The sequence below is a fragment of the Vogesella amnigena genome (assembly GCF_042648905.1).
In the GTDB taxonomy this organism is placed as follows: domain Bacteria; phylum Pseudomonadota; class Gammaproteobacteria; order Burkholderiales; family Chromobacteriaceae; genus Vogesella; species Vogesella amnigena.
Genome location: NZ_JBHRYH010000007.1, coordinates 20,799 through 36,865, shown reverse-complemented (window position 1 = coordinate 36,865; position 16,067 = coordinate 20,799). Strand labels below are relative to the sequence as shown.

The 16,067-nt window shown below is 61.1% G+C and carries 12 protein-coding genes; 6 read left to right on the top strand and 6 right to left on the bottom strand.

Annotated features, from left to right (window positions below; genetic code table 11):
* Window positions 1-300 precede the first annotated feature (300 nt).
* Entirely contained in the window at window positions 301-1,062 is a 762-nt protein-coding gene (locus tag ACFOKJ_RS03125) for an ABC transporter substrate-binding protein (RefSeq protein ID WP_390276561.1), read from the bottom strand.
* A 157-nt stretch (window positions 1,063-1,219) separates the two neighbouring features.
* A complete protein-coding gene (locus ACFOKJ_RS03120; protein WP_390276560.1) occupies window positions 1,220-1,984 on the bottom strand; it encodes an ABC transporter substrate-binding protein in 765 nt (254 codons plus the stop codon).
* Between the two features lie 516 nt (window positions 1,985-2,500).
* On the opposite strand from ACFOKJ_RS03120, the gene ACFOKJ_RS03115 reads away from it, so the two are divergent.
* On the top strand, window positions 2,501-7,303 hold the full coding sequence (locus ACFOKJ_RS03115; RefSeq protein WP_390276559.1) for an NAD-glutamate dehydrogenase: 4,803 nt from the start codon (window positions 2,501-2,503) through the stop codon (window positions 7,301-7,303).
* 59 nt (window positions 7,304-7,362) lie between these two features.
* Here the strand turns inward: ACFOKJ_RS03115 and ACFOKJ_RS03110 are convergent, their stop codons facing one another.
* A complete protein-coding gene (locus ACFOKJ_RS03110; RefSeq protein ID WP_390276558.1) occupies window positions 7,363-7,626 on the bottom strand; it encodes a hypothetical protein in 264 nt (87 codons plus the stop codon).
* A gap of 254 nt (window positions 7,627-7,880) precedes the next feature.
* On the opposite strand from ACFOKJ_RS03110, the gene ACFOKJ_RS03105 reads away from it, so the two are divergent.
* From ACFOKJ_RS03105 to ACFOKJ_RS03090, 4 genes are all read left to right on the top strand, one after another.
* Complete coding sequence (locus ACFOKJ_RS03105) at window positions 7,881-8,996, top strand: ABC transporter ATP-binding protein (protein ID WP_390276557.1); 1,116 nt, start codon at window positions 7,881-7,883, stop codon at window positions 8,994-8,996.
* 157 nt (window positions 8,997-9,153) lie between these two features.
* The gene (locus tag ACFOKJ_RS03100) at window positions 9,154-10,191 is read left to right on the top strand and encodes an ABC transporter substrate-binding protein (protein WP_390276555.1); all 1,038 of its coding nucleotides are present in this window, start codon (window positions 9,154-9,156) and stop codon (window positions 10,189-10,191) included.
* A 156-nt stretch (window positions 10,192-10,347) separates the two neighbouring features.
* Window positions 10,348-11,610 carry an ABC transporter permease gene (locus ACFOKJ_RS03095; RefSeq protein ID WP_390276554.1) on the top strand — a complete coding sequence of 421 codons (1,263 nt, stop codon included), beginning with the start codon at window positions 10,348-10,350 and terminating at the stop codon, window positions 11,608-11,610.
* A gap of 3 nt (window positions 11,611-11,613) precedes the next feature.
* On the top strand, window positions 11,614-12,441 hold the full coding sequence (locus ACFOKJ_RS03090; protein WP_390276553.1) for an ABC transporter permease: 828 nt from the start codon (window positions 11,614-11,616) through the stop codon (window positions 12,439-12,441).
* A 97-nt stretch (window positions 12,442-12,538) separates the two neighbouring features.
* On the opposite strand, the gene ACFOKJ_RS03085 is transcribed toward ACFOKJ_RS03090, so the two are convergent.
* From ACFOKJ_RS03085 to coaBC, 3 genes are read right to left on the bottom strand one after another with little or no spacing between them, the layout of a single operon-like run.
* The gene (locus ACFOKJ_RS03085) at window positions 12,539-13,525 is read right to left on the bottom strand and encodes a diguanylate cyclase domain-containing protein (protein WP_390276552.1); all 987 of its coding nucleotides are present in this window, start codon (window positions 13,523-13,525) and stop codon (window positions 12,539-12,541) included.
* A gap of 23 nt (window positions 13,526-13,548) precedes the next feature.
* On the bottom strand, window positions 13,549-14,004 hold the full coding sequence (gene dut / locus ACFOKJ_RS03080) for a dUTP diphosphatase (RefSeq protein WP_390276551.1): 456 nt from the start codon (window positions 14,002-14,004) through the stop codon (window positions 13,549-13,551).
* 19 nt (window positions 14,005-14,023) lie between these two features.
* A complete protein-coding gene (coaBC, locus tag ACFOKJ_RS03075; protein WP_390276549.1) occupies window positions 14,024-15,202 on the bottom strand; it encodes a bifunctional phosphopantothenoylcysteine decarboxylase/phosphopantothenate--cysteine ligase CoaBC in 1,179 nt (392 codons plus the stop codon).
* A 149-nt stretch (window positions 15,203-15,351) separates the two neighbouring features.
* Between coaBC and radC the strand changes: the two genes are divergently transcribed.
* Window positions 15,352-16,026, top strand: a complete 675-nt coding sequence (radC, locus tag ACFOKJ_RS03070; RefSeq protein ID WP_390276547.1) for a RadC family protein — start codon at window positions 15,352-15,354, stop codon at window positions 16,024-16,026.
* The last annotated feature ends 41 nt before the right edge of the window (window positions 16,027-16,067 follow it).

The following is a 16,067-nucleotide window of genomic DNA, read 5'->3' as shown; positions in this document are numbered from 1 at the left end:
GGCCAGCCAGACCAGCGGTTTGGAGTGTGCCATCTTGAACATGGCGCCGATGAGGCCCAGCACCACCGACACGGCGAGGGAGGCGATTGCCACCTGAACCGTCAGCGCGGTGCCTTCCAGGATGCTGGGCAGGTAACCCTGTAGAAACATTGTGTTGCTCCGTCAAACAGCCTTGCGGCACATGGGGGTGCGGCCAACCCCGGGGTTGGCCGCAGGCCGCCCCGGCAGGGTGGCCTTGCTGTGTTGGCATCAGGCCCGGTCAATCACCACCGGCTGCCAGTGGCGGCAGCCCAGGGTGGCTTACTTGCCGTAGATGTCGAAGCTGAAGTATTTCTTCTGGATCTTGTCGTAGCTGCCGTCGGCGCGAATCTGCTTCAGCGCGGCATTGATGCGCGCCAGCAGGGCCTTGTCGGTCTTGCGCACCGCAATGCCGGCGCCGATGCCGAAGTATTGCGGATCATTGTAGTCCGGGCCTACCAGGGCAAAGCCCTTGCCGTTCGGCGTGCGCACGAAGTCCACATCGCCTACCGCGGCATCGACAAATGCTGCGTCGACACGGCCGGCCTTCAGGTCGAGGAAGGATTCCGGCGCCTTGCCATACGGCACCAGCTGCGCACCCAGTTTGACGAAGTTGGCGCGCGCGTATTTTTCCTGGATCGAAGAGCGCAGCACGCCGATCTTCTTGCCCTTGAACCAGGCTGCATTCACCTGGGTGCCGGCCTTGCCCACCAGGCGGCTGGCCATGTTGTAGTACTTGTCGGAGAAGTCCACTGCCTTCTTGCGTTCCTCGGTGATGTTCATCGAGGCGATCACGGCGTCGAACTTCTTGGCCTGCAGGGCCGGGATGATGCCATCAAAGTCCTGTGGCAGTACTTCACAGCTTACTTTCATGGCAGCACACAGTGCCTGGGCAATGTCCGGGTCGAAGCCGGTCATCTTGCCGTCGGCGCCTTGCTTGGAAAACGGGGGGTAGCTGGCATCGGTGGCAAAACGCAGGGTCTCGGCGTGGGCTGCAACGCTCATGGCGAGCGCTGCCGCGCCCAGCTGCAGGGGCTTAAACATGGATTTTCTCCGTCTCAGAGGGTGATTTTTATTATGGGAGCCTCGAAAAACCCGGATTGCCAAGCGAGCAACGCAGTGTCGCGACGAAAGCCGGTGTTTTTCGTGGTGCCCTTATGCGAACCCCGCCCGTTGCCGGGCGGGGTTGAGACATGCCGGCTTAGTTGCCGTACACGTTAAAGTTGAAGTACTTGTCCTGTACTTTCTTGTAGCTGCCGTCCTTGCGGATCTGGGCAATGGCCTGGTTCAGGCGCTCGCGCAGGGCAGTGTTGCCCTTCTTCACCGCGATGCCGGCGCCGTAGCCGAAGTACTTGCTGTCGCTGTATTCCGGGCCGACAAAGGCAAAGCCCTTGCCCTGGGCGGATTTCAGGAAGTCGGTCTCGCCAACCACCGAATCAACGAACATGCCGTCGATACGGCCGGATTTCAGATCCAGGAAGCCTTCCGGTGCCTTGCCGTAGGACACTACGGTGGCGCCGCTCTTGCCCCAGAAATCCTTGGCGAATTTTTCCTGGGTAGACGCGCGCAGTACGCCGATCTTCTTGCCCTTGAAGGCGGCCTGGTCCACGGTGGTGCCGGCCTTGGCGATCATGCGGCTCGGGGTGTTGTAGTACTTGTTGCTGAAGTCGACGGCTTTCTTGCGCTCGTCGGTAATCGACATCGACGACAGGATGGCGTCGAACTTGTTGGCGTTCAGGGCCGGAATCAGACCATCCCAGTCCTGCGGCACGATTTCACAAGTCGCCTTCATCGCGGTGCACAGCGCGTAGGCGATATCCACATCGAAGCCCTGCAGCTTGCCATCGGCGCCTTGCTTGGCGAACGGCGGGTAGTTGCCGTCGATGCCGAAGCGCACGGTTTCGGCCTGGGTGGAGAATGCAGCGGCGGACATGGCCATGGCGGCCAGGATAAGTGCTTTTTTCATGCTATCTCTAACTCTCTATCGGAATGTGGTCCTGGCTCCGGAGCCAGGTTTGCCTGTCGCGATACCGTTGCCGGATGCGCTTTTCCAGCCCTTGCGGGCCTTCCCTTGTATGTTGTTATTTTGCGATCCCGCAGACAGCCGGGATGCGAAATCTTGGCACGCAACGCATGCAGGCACAATCAGCCGCACCGACGGTGGAGCGGCGGCACGGAAGGGCGCGGATTCTATAGAAATTTTCCTATTTTGTGAAATGCATTGCTATTCAATGACTTGTATTGCTTTTTGCTGTGCGGTGTGGAAAAAGGGTGGATGAGTATTTTGTAATTTGCCGTCGCATTGCTATAAGGCAAAAAGCGCAATCGCTGTCAAATGCAAAACATTTATGGATTCATGATTGTGCGACGCACTTTATGAATGTGTACGTCAATGTCGCAATACGGAAATGCCTTGCTGGTGGCGGCTCTTACAATGCCGCCACACAACACCTGTGTCCCCAGAACAACTACGAGAAGCAACATGTCGCTTACCAATAAAACCGAACCCCTTGGGCTGGTCGCTGACATCCTGGCAGTGGCCGAACAGAAACTCTCTTCCGCCGAAGCCGCGCGCCTTGGCACCTTTATCCCCCTGTATTTCGAAGAAACCGAACAGGAAGACCTGAAGAGTTTCTCGCCGCTGGATTTGTTTGGTGCGGCGATGGCACATTTCGAGTTTGCGCAAAAGCGCGCCGCCGGCCAGTCCAAGGCCCGCATCTACAACCCCGATTTCGAACGTGATGGCTGGCAAAGCACCCACAGCGTGATCGAGATCGTGAACGACGACATGCCGTTTCTGATCGACTCGCTGGCCATGATGCTGGGCCGTCACAACCTGAACCTGCATCTGCTGGTGCACCCGGTCTTGTCCGTTGGCCGTGATGCCAAGGGCGGCATGACCGAGCTCAAGCGCACCGAAGACCGCAGCCTGCCGCTGGAGTCGTTCATTCACGTACAGGTGGATCGCGTAAGCGACCCGGCAGTGCTGAAGGCGCTGCAGGAAGACCTGGACAATGTGCTGGCCAATCTGCGCCAGGTGGTGAATGACGAGCCGAAGATGCGCGAAACCCTGGCTGCCGTGCACGCCGAGGTGGCCAAGATCAATGGCAAGCGCGCCGAGGAAGCCAAGGAGGCCATCGCCTTCCTGGACTGGATGGCGGCCAACCATTTCATCTTCATGGGCTACTGCGACTACGACCTGGTGAAGCGCGATGGCAAGGACAGCCTGAAGATCGTCAAGGGCTCCGGCCTGGGCTTCCTGAAGGACCAGGGCGACAAGGAATACTCGGAAAGCTTCGAGGCACTGCCGCAGGAGCTGCGTGAACTGGCGCACCAGCCGCAGCTGCTGATCCTCAACAAGTCGCAGTCCCGCTCGGTGCTGCACCGCTCGGCCTACATGGACTTTGTCGGCATCAAGCGTTTCAACAGCAAGGGCGAGGTGATCGGCGAGCGCCGCTTCCTGGGCCTGTACACCGCCAGCGCCTACCAGAATTCGCCGAAGGACATCCCGATCCTGCGCCAGAAGGTGGCGCACGTGGTGAGCACCTGCGACTACGTGGACAACAGCTACAAGGCCAAGACTCTGGGCTTCGTGCTGGAAAGCTACCCGCGCGACGAGCTGTTCGAGATTCCGGCCGATGTGCTGACCCCGATCGCCGAAGGCATCGTCAGCCTGCAGGAACGTCCGCGCGTGCGCCTGTTCACCCGCGCTGATCGCTACCATCGCTATGTCAGCAGCCTGGTGTTCGTGCCGCGTGACAGCTTCAATACCGAGATCCGTCTGAAGATCGAAAAGGTGCTGATGAGTGCCTTCAATGGTGCTTCGGCCGAATTCAGCGTGCAGATCAGCGACAGTGCGCTGGCTCGCGTGCATTACATCATTCGTACCCAGGGTGGTCAGCTGCCGCAGTTCCGTGAAAACGAGCTGGAAGCCGAGATCGCCCGCGTGGTACGTGGCTGGGAAGAAGAACTGCATCAGCAGCTGATCGAAACCCACGGCGAAGAGAAGGGCAACCTGCTGTTCAATCGCTACCGTGGCGCTTTCCCGGTGGCTTACCGTGAAGAATTTGCCGCCCGCAACGCGGTGCTGGACATCCAGCTGATTGAAGATGCCGCCGAGCAATCCGGCATCGCCATGAAGCTGTACCGCGCCTTCAATCGTGGCCAGGGTTACAACCTGAAGCTGTTCCGCGCCGGCCAGCCGCTGGGTCTGTCCGCCAGCCTGCCGATCCTGGAAAACATGGGCGTGCAGGTGCGCGACGAGCATCCGTACCGCGTAGAGCGCAACGGCGAAACCGTGTGGATCAGCGATTTTGGCCTGGAACTGGGCGCCAACGTCGAGGCGATGCAGGACGAGGCGGTGCAGAAGAACTTTCAGGCACTGCTGGCCCGCGTATTTGCCCGCGATTGCGAGAACGACGGCTTCAACCGTCTGGCTGTGGTGGCCGGCCTCGACTGGCGCGAAATCACCCTGGTACGCGCACTGGCCAAGTACCTGCGTCAGGGCGGTCTGACCTTCAGCCAGGCCTATATCGAAAACTGCGTCGCGCACTACCCGGACATTACCCGTAACCTGGTAAAACTGTTCACTGCCCGCCTGCACCCGACTGCCTTTGACGATGCCGCTGCCGCCAAGCTGCAGGACACGCTGAAAGAGCAGCTGGACAAGGTGGCCAACCTGGATGAAGACCGCATCCTGAACGGCTTCCTGCAGGTGATCCTGGCCACCCGCCGCACCAACTTCTGGCAGCAGGGCAAGGATGGCGAGTTCAAGTCCTATGCTTCCTTCAAGCTGGAATCCAACCTGATTTCCTTCCTGCCGCAGCCGCGCCCGATGTTTGAAATCTGGGTATACAGCCCGCGTGTGGAAGGCGTGCATCTGCGTGGTTCCAAGGTGGCGCGTGGCGGCCTGCGCTGGTCCGACCGCATGGAAGACTTCCGTACCGAAGTGCTGGGCCTGGTGAAGGCGCAGATGGTGAAGAACTCGGTAATCGTGCCGATGGGCTCCAAGGGCGGTTTCGTGTGCAAGCAGTCCCCGGCACCGAGCGACCGCGAAGCCTTCATGGCCGAAGGCATCGCCTGCTACAAGATCTTCATCTCCGCGCTGCTGGACGTGACCGACAACCTGGTGACCGGCCAGATCGTGCCGCCGGCCGACGTGCGTCGCTTGGACCCGGATGATCCGTACCTGGTGGTGGCTGCCGACAAGGGCACCGCGACCTTCTCCGACATCGCCAACAGCATTTCCGAAGCTTATGGCTTCTGGCTGGGCGACGCCTTCGCCTCCGGCGGTTCCGCCGGCTACGACCACAAGGGCATGGGCATTACCGCCCGCGGCGCCTGGGAATCGGTGAAGCGCCACTTCCGCCACCTGGGTATCAACACCCAGGAGCAGGATTTCAGCGTGATCGGCATTGGCGACATGGCCGGCGACGTATTCGGCAACGGCATGCTGCTGTCCGAGCACATTTGCCTGAAGGCCGCGTTCAACCACCTGCACATCTTCCTGGACCCGACCCCGAATGCGGCGATCAGCTTTGCGGAACGTGCCCGCCTGTTCAATCTGCCGCGCTCCAGCTGGACCGACTACAACCGCGAGCTGATCTCGCAGGGTGGCGGCATCTTCGAACGTTCCGCCAAGTCCATCCCGCTGTCGCCGGAGGTGAAAGCCTGGCTGGAAACCGACAAGGACAGCATGGCGCCGAACGAACTGATCCACGAGCTGCTGAAAGCCAAGGTGGACCTGTTCTACAACGGCGGTATCGGTACCTATATCAAGGCATCCACCCAGAGCCATGCCGATGCCCGTGACCGCGCCAACGACCCGGTGCGCGTGAACGGCAACCAGCTGCAGGCCCGCGTGGTTGCCGAAGGCGGCAACCTGACCTGCACCCAGCTGGGCCGCGTGGAGTTCGCGCTGACCGGCGGTCGCATCTGCACCGACGCCATCGACAACTCCGCCGGCGTGGACTGCTCCGACCACGAGGTGAACATCAAGATCCTGCTGGGCGCGGTAATGCAGGCAGGTGACATGACGCTGAAGCAGCGTAATGACCTGCTGGCCGAGATGACCGAGGAAGTGGGCGAACTGGTGCTGCGCAACAACTACCTGCAGACCCAGGTGCTGGCGATCAACCGCAGCCATGCCGCCTCCATGCTGAGCGCGCACAGCCGCATGATCAGCCACATGGAAAAAACCGGTGAGTTGAACCGCGAGATCGAATACCTGCCGTCCGACACCCAGATCAACGAGCGTCGCCTGGCACGCCAGGGTCTGACCTCGCCGGAAGTGGCGGTGCTGCTGGCCTACGGCAAGATTTCGCTGGATCAGGCGATTCTGGCTACCGACGTGCCGGACGATGCCGACTTCATGCCGGTGCTGGTGAACTACTTCCCGAAACCGCTGCAGCAGCGTTTTGGCGAGCAGATGCAGCGCCACCACCTGAAGCGCGAGATCATCTCCAACCAGCTGGCGAACCAGATCATCAACCGCATGGGTGTGACCTTCGTGTTCCGCCTGCAGGAAGAGTCCTCGTTCTCCGCCGCCGACATCACCCGCGCGTTCTGGATCGCCAGCCGCGTGTTCGGTGCCGATCAGCTGTGGGGCCAGATCGAGCAGCTGGATAACAAGGTATCCGCCGATCTGCAGGTGGAAATGATGGTGATGGTGCGTACCCTGATCGAGCGCGCCGTGCGCTGGGTGCTGCGCAACCGTCGTCCTATCGGCTCGGTAAGCGCTGCCATCGAACAGTACGGTGCCAAGGTGCAGGGCCTGCTGCAGCAGCTGCCGCAGCTGGTGAGCGCCGATGCTTACCCGCAGGTTGCGCGTCTGGAAAAACGCCTGAATCAGCCCAATGTGCCGGCCGAGCTGGCCAGCGTGCTGGCCCGCCTGGAGTTCGCCGTGCCGCTGATGGACATCATCGAAATCGCCGGCAACAGCGAACTGCCGCTGGACGTGATTGCGGCCAACTACCTGCAACTGGGCCGTAGCCTGCAACTGGACTGGCTGCGCAGCGCCATTACCCAGCTGCCGCGCGACAACCGCTGGCAATCGCTGGCGCGCTCCGCGCTGCGTGACGATCTGTACCGCCAGCATCGCGAGCTGACTCGTCGCGCCATGGCCGCCGGCAGTGACAGCACCTTTGTCAGCAACTGGCTCGCCCAGCGCGCCAGCGATGTCGAGGCCTGCCAACAGATGTTTGCCGAACTGCAATCGTTCGAGGCGCTGGACCTGGCCATGCTGTCTGCCGGCATGCGTGAACTGAACAACCACCTGCTGGGTTGATCGGTTACAACAATAGTTTCGCAGTACTCCCTTAAGCCGACCCTTGGGTCGGCTTTTTTTTATCCGTGATTCACCACGGCTGCTGTAATGTGTAACTGATGCATGTTGCGTAAGCGGGGGACTTTTTTGTCATGTTGCGGTGAAGTAGCAAGTGATTTTTTATTGCTAATGAATATTTTGGGAGCATGGCTAATTTCTTGATGGGCATCATGTTGCATTAAGACGACAAACGATCGTTTCAATGCTTGGTGCGCGGGCTGCACCAAAGACATACATATCATTGCAAAAATGTTGGTTTGGCTTATCGAAATTTGCCATTTCATGCCGGGTTCATGGCATTGGCTGGTGCATGCACGTTATCTGTACTAGCTTTTGTCTGAATCCGGCATCTTTTTGTATTTCAGGTAGTGCTTGTTTTCTTAAACAGGTGGTTAAATTAATCAACGGCTGCACGGCGGTACAGGTAAGCTGCTTGCGCAGTTGGCTTCAGCCGAGGCTTTACATCCGCCTTGATGGCGATTAGCCTAATAAAACTGAAACAAGATTCCGCCAAGCGGAACAGTGTGGAGAACGCAGGATGAGCGAGCAACAAGCGGCTTCGGACGTACTGGTAAGCTTTCGTGGCGTGCAGAAAAGCTACGACGGTGAATCCCTGATCGTTAAGAGCCTGGACCTGGATATTCGCCGCGGCGAGTTCCTTACCATGCTGGGGCCGTCCGGTTCCGGTAAAACCACCTGCCTGATGATGCTGGCTGGCTTTGAAACCCCGACCCACGGTGAAATCCGTCTCGGTGGTCAGCTGCTCAACAATGTGCCCCCGCACAAGCGCAATATCGGCATGGTGTTCCAGAACTATGCGCTGTTCCCCCACATGACCGTAGCCGAGAACCTGGCCTACCCGCTGTCCATCCGCAAGATGAGCAAGAGCGATATCGAGGCCCGCGTGAAGAAGGCGCTGGACATGGTGAAGCTGGGCAGCCTGGCCAATCGCTACCCGGGGCAGATGTCCGGTGGTCAGCAGCAGCGTGTGGCGCTGGCTCGCGCCCTGGTGTTCGAGCCGCAGCTGGTGCTGATGGATGAGCCGCTGGGTGCGCTGGACAAGCAGCTGCGCGAACACATGCAGCTGGAGATCAAGCATATCCACGAAACCCTGGGTGTGACCGTGGTGTATGTGACCCACGACCAGAGCGAAGCGCTGACCATGTCCGACCGCGTGGCGGTGTTCAAGGACGGCATCATCCAGCAGATCGATGCGGCCAACGTGCTGTACGAAAAGCCGGTGAATTCCTTCGTGGCCAACTTCATTGGCGAGAACAACACCCTGCATGGTGAAGTGCTGGCGGTGGAAGAGGGCAGCGCGGTAGTGCGCCTGGCTTCCGGCGATACCGTGAAGGCCAGCGCCATCTGCGTGAACCGTGCCGGCGAGCCGACTTCCATGTCCATCCGCCCGGAGCGCGTGCGCCTGAACCAGTATGCCGACGCCTGCGAAAACCGCCTGTCTGCCCGTCTGTCGGAATTCATCTACTTTGGCGACCACGTGCGTCTGCGCCTGGAAGTGGCCGGCCAGCACGGCTTCATGGTCAAGGTGCCGGTAGGCGAGCTGGACAGCCGCTGGAAAGTGGGCGACAGCCTCAATGTCGGCTGGATGTCGCATGACATCCGTGCCCTGGATTCCGCTGTTGTCTCGCACTGAATCTTGCCGGCGGCATGGCAGCCTGGCTGCCTGCCGCCAGGCAATGTGCTGGCAGTGGTAGCAAACCACCCGTAGTAAACCCAAAGCAACAACACAAGACCCAAGACATGGGTCGCCAACAACGTCTGCAAACGTGCAACTTATGAGGAGCATTCCCATGACCAAATTCGCCCCCCGTCTTGCTGTGCTGAGCGTGGCTATTGCTTTCGCTGCACCGGCCATGGCCAAGGACATCACCGTGATTTCCTTTGGTGGTGCCAACAAGGACGCCCAGGCTGCCGCGTACTACCAGACCTTCGAGAAGGCTAGCGGTAACAAGGTGATTGCAGGCGATTACAACGGCGAAATGGCCAAGATCAAGGCCATGGTCGATGCCAAGAAAGTGACCTGGGACGTGGTGGAAGTCGAGTCCCCGGAACTGCTGCGTGGCTGTGAAGAAGGCCTGTTCGAAAAGATCAACTGGGCACAGGTCGGCAACAAGGCTGAATTCGTGAAGCCGGCAGTATCCGAGTGTGGCGTGGGCATCTTCGTATGGTCCACCGCACTGGCCTACAACGCCGACAAGCTGAAGGCTGCACCGAAGAACTGGGCCGATTTCTGGGACGTGAAGAAATTCCCGGGCAAGCGCGGTCTGCGCAAGGGTGCCAAGTACACCCTGGAATTCGCGCTGCAGGCTGATGGCGTGAAGCCGGCCGACGTGTACAAGGTACTGGCCACCAAGGCCGGTGTGGATCGCGCCTTCAAGAAGCTGGATCAGCTGAAGCCGAGCATCCAGTGGTGGGAAGCTGGTGCGCAGCCGCCGCAGTTCCTGGCTTCCGGCGACGTGGTGATGAGCTCGGCCTACAACGGCCGTATCGATACCGCGCAGAAGGAAGGCAAGAACCTGAAAGTGGTATGGACTGGCAGCGTATACGACGTGGATTCCTGGGCGGTACCGAAAGGCTCCCCGAAGCTGAAGGAAGCCATGGCTTTCATCAAGCACGCCAGCCAGCCGGAAAACCAGGCGGTGTACTCCAACAAGATCGCCTACGGGCCGACCAACCTGAAAGCCGTGCAGAAGGTTGATCCGAAGTCCGCTTCCAACCTGCCGACCTGGCCGGCCAACCTGAAGGGTGCCCTGGCACTGGACGTGAACTTCTGGGTTGAACATGGTGAAGAGCTGGAAGAACGCTTCAACGCCTGGGCTGCCCGCTAAGCGAGCCTGACAGCCTGTCGGTAGCAGTACCCGTTGGCCGCACCGCCGGTGCGGCCAACTGCATGCTGCCGCCAGCCTGCCGGGGGTTGTCGCCCCCGATCTTTGCTGATCCGTCCTGCCGCCGCGCGGCAGGACTTTCCGGAAGTGATGCCCACCATGTCCGAATCCCTCTCCGTCTCTGCGCCGCTGACGGCTGCCGATGGCGAGCCGCTCAAGCTCAAGCTGGCGCGCGAGCGCCGCAACAAGCAGCTCAAGGCAGTGGCACTGGTTGCCCCGCTGGTGGTTTTCCTGCTGCTGACGTTTTTGATTCCGATTGTCACCCTGCTCAAGCGTAGTGTGGACAACCCGGAAGTTGTGACCTACCTGCCCAAGACCACCGCGCAGATTGCCGGCTGGGATCGCAAGGCGCTGCCATCCGAGGCCGTGTTCCAGGCAATGGCGCAGGACCTGACCGTGGCACGTGAAGCCAAGACCGTGTCCGAAGTGGCCAAGCGTCTGAACATGGATATCAGCGGCTTTCGCTCGCTGATCCAGAAAACCGCGCGCAAGATGCCGCTGGAACTGGCCGCCGGCGAAAGCGTGCGTGACCGTTTCATCGAAATCGATGAGCGCTGGGGTGACCCGGAACATTGGCACGTGATCGCCAAGAACGCCAAGTCCTGGACACCGTACTACCTGTACAGCTCGCTGGACCTGCGTGAAGACAAGTCCGGTTCGCCAGTCATGGCGCCGGAAGAAGAGCGTGCCTTCGTCAACATCTTCGGCCGTACCCTGTGGATGAGCTTCTGGGTCACCGTATGGTGCCTGCTGCTGGGTTATCCGCTGGCCTACTGGCTGGCCAACCTGCCGGCACGCAAGAGCAATCTGCTGATGATTCTGGTGCTGCTGCCGTTCTGGACTTCGGTACTGGTGCGCGTGGCATCGTGGATCGTGCTATTGCAGCGCGAAGGCCTGATCAACAGCGCGTTGATGAACCTGGGCATCATCGGCGAGCCGCTGCAGCTGGCGTTCAACCGGGTGGGGGTGTACATCGCCATGGTGCACATCCTGCTGCCGTTCGTGATCCTGCCTGCATACAGTGTGATGAAGAGCATTCCGCAGACCTATATGCGTGCCGCCATCTCGCTGGGCGACCACCCGTTTGCCGCCTTCTGGAAGATCTACTTCCCGCAGACCGTGGCGGGCGTGGCTGCCGGTGCGCTGCTGGTATTCATCATGTGCATCGGTTACTACATCACCCCGGCACTGCTGGGTAGCCCGGAAGAGCAGATGGTGAGCTACTACGTAGCGTTCTACACCAACGTCACCATCAACTGGGGCATGGCCGCCGCGCTGGGCAGCCTGCTGCTGATCGCCACCATGACGCTGTACGCGGTGTACAGCAAGCTGGTGGGTGCCAACCGTCTGAGCCTGGGGTAAATCATGCTGCCGAATTACGCTTCTCCGATCGAGCGCATCTGGTTCTGGACCTTCCGTACCATGTGCGTGCTGATCCTGATTTTCCTGGTGTCGCCGCTGCTGGTGATCATTCCGCTGTCGTTCTCGTCGGACACCTTCCTGCTGTATCCGATTCCGTCGTTCTCGCTGCGCTGGTACCAGGAATTCTTCGGCAACGGCGTGTGGCTGAACTCGCTGCAGAACAGCTTTATCGTGGCGCCGGCGGCAACGCTGCTGGCTACCTCGCTGGGCACGCTGGCGGCGGTCGGTCTTACCTCGACCGACTTCCCCGGCAAGTCGCTGCTGATGACCATCCTGATCTCGCCGATGGTGGTGCCGGTGGTGATTGTGGGTGTTGGCGCCTACCTGTTCTTCGCGCCGATCGGCATGTCGAACAGCTACCTGGCGCTGATCCTGGTACATGCCGCACTGGGGGTGCCGTTTGTGGTGATTACCGTGTCGGCCACGCTGCGCGGCTTCAACAGCAACCTGATTCGCGCCAGTGCCAGCCTGGGTGGCAATGCCATTACCACCTACCGTCGCGTGGTGTTCCCGCTGATCGCGCCGGGGGTGATTTCCGGAGCTCTGTTCGCCTTCGCGACTTCGTTCGACGAAGTGGTGGTGACGCTGTTCCTGGCCGGCCCGGAACAGACCACGCTGCCGCGCCAGATGTTTGGCGGCATCAAGGAGAACATCAGCCCGGCGATTGCTGCCGCGGCCACGGTGCTGATCCTGTTCTCCATCGCGCTGCTGCTGACGCTGGAATGGCTGCGTGGCCGCGCCGAGCGCATGCGTACCGCCAAGGTGGAGTAAATCGCGGCAGCTGGCGCTGCCTAATGCAACAAAGCCCTTTCGCGATGCGAAAGGGCTTTGTTTCATCTGGGGAGTGATAACCGGATGGCGGGGCAGTTCAGAACAGCTCGATGTCGCCCTGCGGCCAACTATCCGGCTGGGCCAGGCCCTGTTGCAGCAGTTCGGCATAGTCGGCCACCCGGTTGCGGCCCTGCTCCTTGGCGTGATACAGCGCCTTGTCGGCCTGTTCCACTACATTGGCTGGCAGTGGCTGGCGCTCGATGCGCACGTGGCCGATGCTCAGCGTCACCCGGCCTACCTGCGGGAACTCGCTGTCGGCAATGCGCTGGCGCAGCACCTCCAGGCGGGCATGGGCGCTAGTGTCACTGATCGGCAGCAGCGCGGCGAACTCCTCGCCGCCATAGCGATAGCAGCGGGCACTGCTGCCCAGCGTTTCCGTCATCAGTTGCGACAGGCGCAGCAGTACCTCGTCGCCGACGATATGGCCAAAGCGGTCGTTGATCCGCTTGAAGTGATCGACATCCAGCAGTGCCAGGGTGTAGCGCGATTCTGGCAGCGACATCAGTTCGTATAGCCGGGTATCGAAGCTGCGGCGGTTCAACAGGCCGGTGAGCATGTCACGCTCGGCGTCATACAGCAGGCGCAGGTAGTTCTCGTGGATCAGCACGATGGCGGCCAGGAAGTTTTCTTCCTGCGCATCCAGCGGGCCGTTTTCCACCACCACCAGTGCCATGCGCCGGTTGCGCTGGCGGATCACCTGCCAGGTGGTATTGCCCTGATGCCAGGGGCCGGGGGTGTCGTCGCTGCGCAGAATCGCCTCGCGCATGTGCTGGTCCGGCGCATGCCAGTGGCGCGGGCTTACCTTGTGGTAATTGCCCTGTTCGTCCAGCCGGTGCAGCAGGCGCACTTCCAGCTGCTGATCTCCGCCACGCAGGCTGTAGAAGCGCACACCATGCCCGCGCAGCAATTCGCCCACCAGCTCCAGCAGGCTGCGCTCCAGCTCACGCAGCTCGCGTTGCGCACTCATCTTCGCCATCTGTTTTACCAGATAGGCGATATTGGGGTTGGCGGCAGGCTTGCTCATGGCGGGGTGGGGGGCGGTGGGGCTCAGTTGCGGCCGGTGCTGCCGAAGCCGCCTTCGCCGCGCTCGCTGCCGGCAAAGTCGTCAACGATATTCAGTGCTACCTGTACCACCGGCACGATGATCAGCTGCGCGATGCGCTCCAGCGGCGCGAGCTTGAACGGCGTGTCGCCGCGGTTCCACACCGACACCATCAGCTGGCCCTGGTAGTCGGAATCGATCAGGCCTACCAGGTTGCCCAGCACGATGCCGTGCTTGTGGCCCAGGCCGGAGCGCGGCAGGATCATCGCCGCCAGGGTCGGGTCTGCCAGGTGAATGGCCATGCCGGTAGGCACCAGCACGGTCTGGCCTGGCTCCACTACCATGTCGCTGTCGGTGGCGGCACGCAGGTCCAGCCCGGCGGAGCCGCTGGTGGCGTAGGCCGGCAAGCAGTCGTGCAGGCGGGAATCGAGAATCTTGACGTCGAGTACGGGTTTGCTCATTGCTTGCTACTTTTCGGGGTTAGCGGTTAAGGCTGCGGGCGAGGTGGGCGACGATGGCGCGGCCAACCTCGTCCTTGGGTAGTGCCGGCAGCGGGTGCTGGCCGGAGTCGTCCAGCAGCACCACTTCATTATGGTCGGCACCCATCGCCTGTTGTGCCAGATTGGCCACCAGCAGCGGTACTTTCTTGCGCTTGCGCTTCTGCTCGGCAAAATCCAGCAGGTTCTGGCTTTCCGCGGCGAAACCGACGCAGAACGGTGCTGCCGGCAGGCCTGCCACGGTGGCGAGGATGTCAGGGTTTTCTTCCAGTTCGATTGCCGGTACGGCATCGCCCTTCTTCAGCTTGTGCTCACTGCGGTTCTTCACCCGGTAGTCGGCCACTGCCGCCACGCTGATGAACACATCGCTGCGGCCAACTTCGGACAGCACCGCCTGATACATCTCGCTGGCGGTCTGCACCGGCAGCAGGCGCACGTTCACCGGCGCGGCGAGGGCAGTGGGGCCGGATACCAGGGTGACTTCGGCGCCGGCATCGCGGCAGGCGCGCGCCAGCGCATAACCCATCTTGCCAGAGCTGATATTGGTGATGCCGCGCACGGCGTCGATCGGCTCGAAGGTGGGGCCGGCGGTAAGCAGCACCTGTTTGCCGGCCAGCACCTTCTCGTCGAAAAAGCCCTGTAGCAGTTCGAAAATTTCCTCCGGCTCCAGCATGCGCCCCGGCCCGGTTTCGCCACAGGCCTGCACGCCGTGTGCCGGCCCCCACACCTGCACGCCGTCGGCCTGCAGCTGGGCGATATTGCGCTGGTTGGGCGGGTTGTCCCACATCTGGCGGTTCATCGCCGGTACCACCACCAGCGGGCAGGTGCGCGCGGCGGCCATGGTGGAAATCAGGTCGTCGCAGGCGCCGTGCGCCAGCTTGAAGATGCAGTCGGCAGTGGCCGGCACGATTACGAAGGCATCGGCGCGACGCGACATCTCAATGTGCGCCATGGCGTTGTCCGGGCGGCTGTCCCACACATCGTGGTACACGGCGTGGCCGGACAGCGCCTGAAAGGTGAGCGGTGTGACGAAGCGGGTAGCGTTTTCGCTCATCACCACTTCCACGTGGTGGCCAGCCTTCACCAGCAGGCGGGTCAACTCCGCCGCCTTGTAGGCGGCCACGCCACCGGTAATGCCCAGAAGGATGTTTTTGTGCGCCATGCCTGCCTCTGAATGCTGCGTTTACATTGCAGCCGCGATTGTAACGGAAGCATCGCTGCTGCGCCGCAAAACGGGCGAATTATCGAATAATGATTCGTCATTAATATTCTGGTACAAACCATGCTATAGCCAAAAAAGAGGAGCCGGCGATGTCCATCATGCAATGGCCGGAAAGCGAGCGGCCGCGTGAAAAACTGCTGCAGCGTGGCCCGCAGGTATTGTCGGATGCCGAATTGCTGGCCATTTTCCTGCGTACCGGTGTGCGTGGTTGTTCGGCGGTGGACATGGCGCGGCAGTTGCTGCAGCGCTTTGGTAGCCTGGGGCGCCTGCTGGCGGCCAGTGCCGACGAGCTGGGCAGCTGTACCGGCATGGGGCTGGCCAAGTATGCGCAGTTTGCCGCGGTGAAGGAGCTGGCGCGGCGGCTGCTGGCCGAGGATCTCAAGCTGGGTGACGTGCTCGATAGCCCGGATGCGGTACGGCATTACCTGCGGCTGGCGATAGGCAGCCAGGAAGTGGAGGTCTTTCTGGTACTGTTTCTGACGGCACAAAACGGACTGCTGGCAGTCGAAGAATTGGCAAGGGGAACATTAACGGAGACGCGGGTCTATCCGCGGGAGGTGGCAAGACGGGCACTGCAGCACAATGCCCGCGCCGTGATCGTGGCGCATAATCATCCCTCCGGGGTGGCCGAACCCTCGGCCGCCGACCGGGCGCTTACCGCCACGCTCAAGCAGGCGCTGCAACTGGTCGATATCAACTTACTGGATCATTTCGTGGTGACGGGAGCCCACGCCGAGTCGCTGGCAGAGCGCGGCTGGCTGTAGGGCAGAGGTCTGATGCTGGATAAACAGGCAGCGCATGTCGG

Coding starts and splice junctions, on each gene's coding strand:
- ACFOKJ_RS03125 (WP_390276561.1), bottom strand. CDS start 1,062: ATGTTTAAGCCCCTGCAGCTGGGCGCGGCAGCGCTCGCCATGAGCGTT.
- ACFOKJ_RS03120 (WP_390276560.1), bottom strand. CDS start 1,984: ATGAAAAAAGCACTTATCCTGGCCGCCATGGCCATGTCCGCCGCTGCA.
- ACFOKJ_RS03115 (WP_390276559.1), top strand. CDS start 2,501: ATGTCGCTTACCAATAAAACCGAACCCCTTGGGCTGGTCGCTGACATC.
- ACFOKJ_RS03110 (WP_390276558.1), bottom strand. CDS start 7,626: ATGAAATGGCAAATTTCGATAAGCCAAACCAACATTTTTGCAATGATA.
- ACFOKJ_RS03105 (WP_390276557.1), top strand. CDS start 7,881: ATGAGCGAGCAACAAGCGGCTTCGGACGTACTGGTAAGCTTTCGTGGC.
- ACFOKJ_RS03100 (WP_390276555.1), top strand. CDS start 9,154: ATGACCAAATTCGCCCCCCGTCTTGCTGTGCTGAGCGTGGCTATTGCT.
- ACFOKJ_RS03095 (WP_390276554.1), top strand. CDS start 10,348: ATGTCCGAATCCCTCTCCGTCTCTGCGCCGCTGACGGCTGCCGATGGC.
- ACFOKJ_RS03090 (WP_390276553.1), top strand. CDS start 11,614: ATGCTGCCGAATTACGCTTCTCCGATCGAGCGCATCTGGTTCTGGACC.
- ACFOKJ_RS03085 (WP_390276552.1), bottom strand. CDS start 13,525: ATGAGCAAGCCTGCCGCCAACCCCAATATCGCCTATCTGGTAAAACAG.
- dut (WP_390276551.1), bottom strand. CDS start 14,004: ATGAGCAAACCCGTACTCGACGTCAAGATTCTCGATTCCCGCCTGCAC.
- coaBC (WP_390276549.1), bottom strand. CDS start 15,202: ATGGCGCACAAAAACATCCTTCTGGGCATTACCGGTGGCGTGGCCGCC.
- radC (WP_390276547.1), top strand. CDS start 15,352: ATGTCCATCATGCAATGGCCGGAAAGCGAGCGGCCGCGTGAAAAACTG.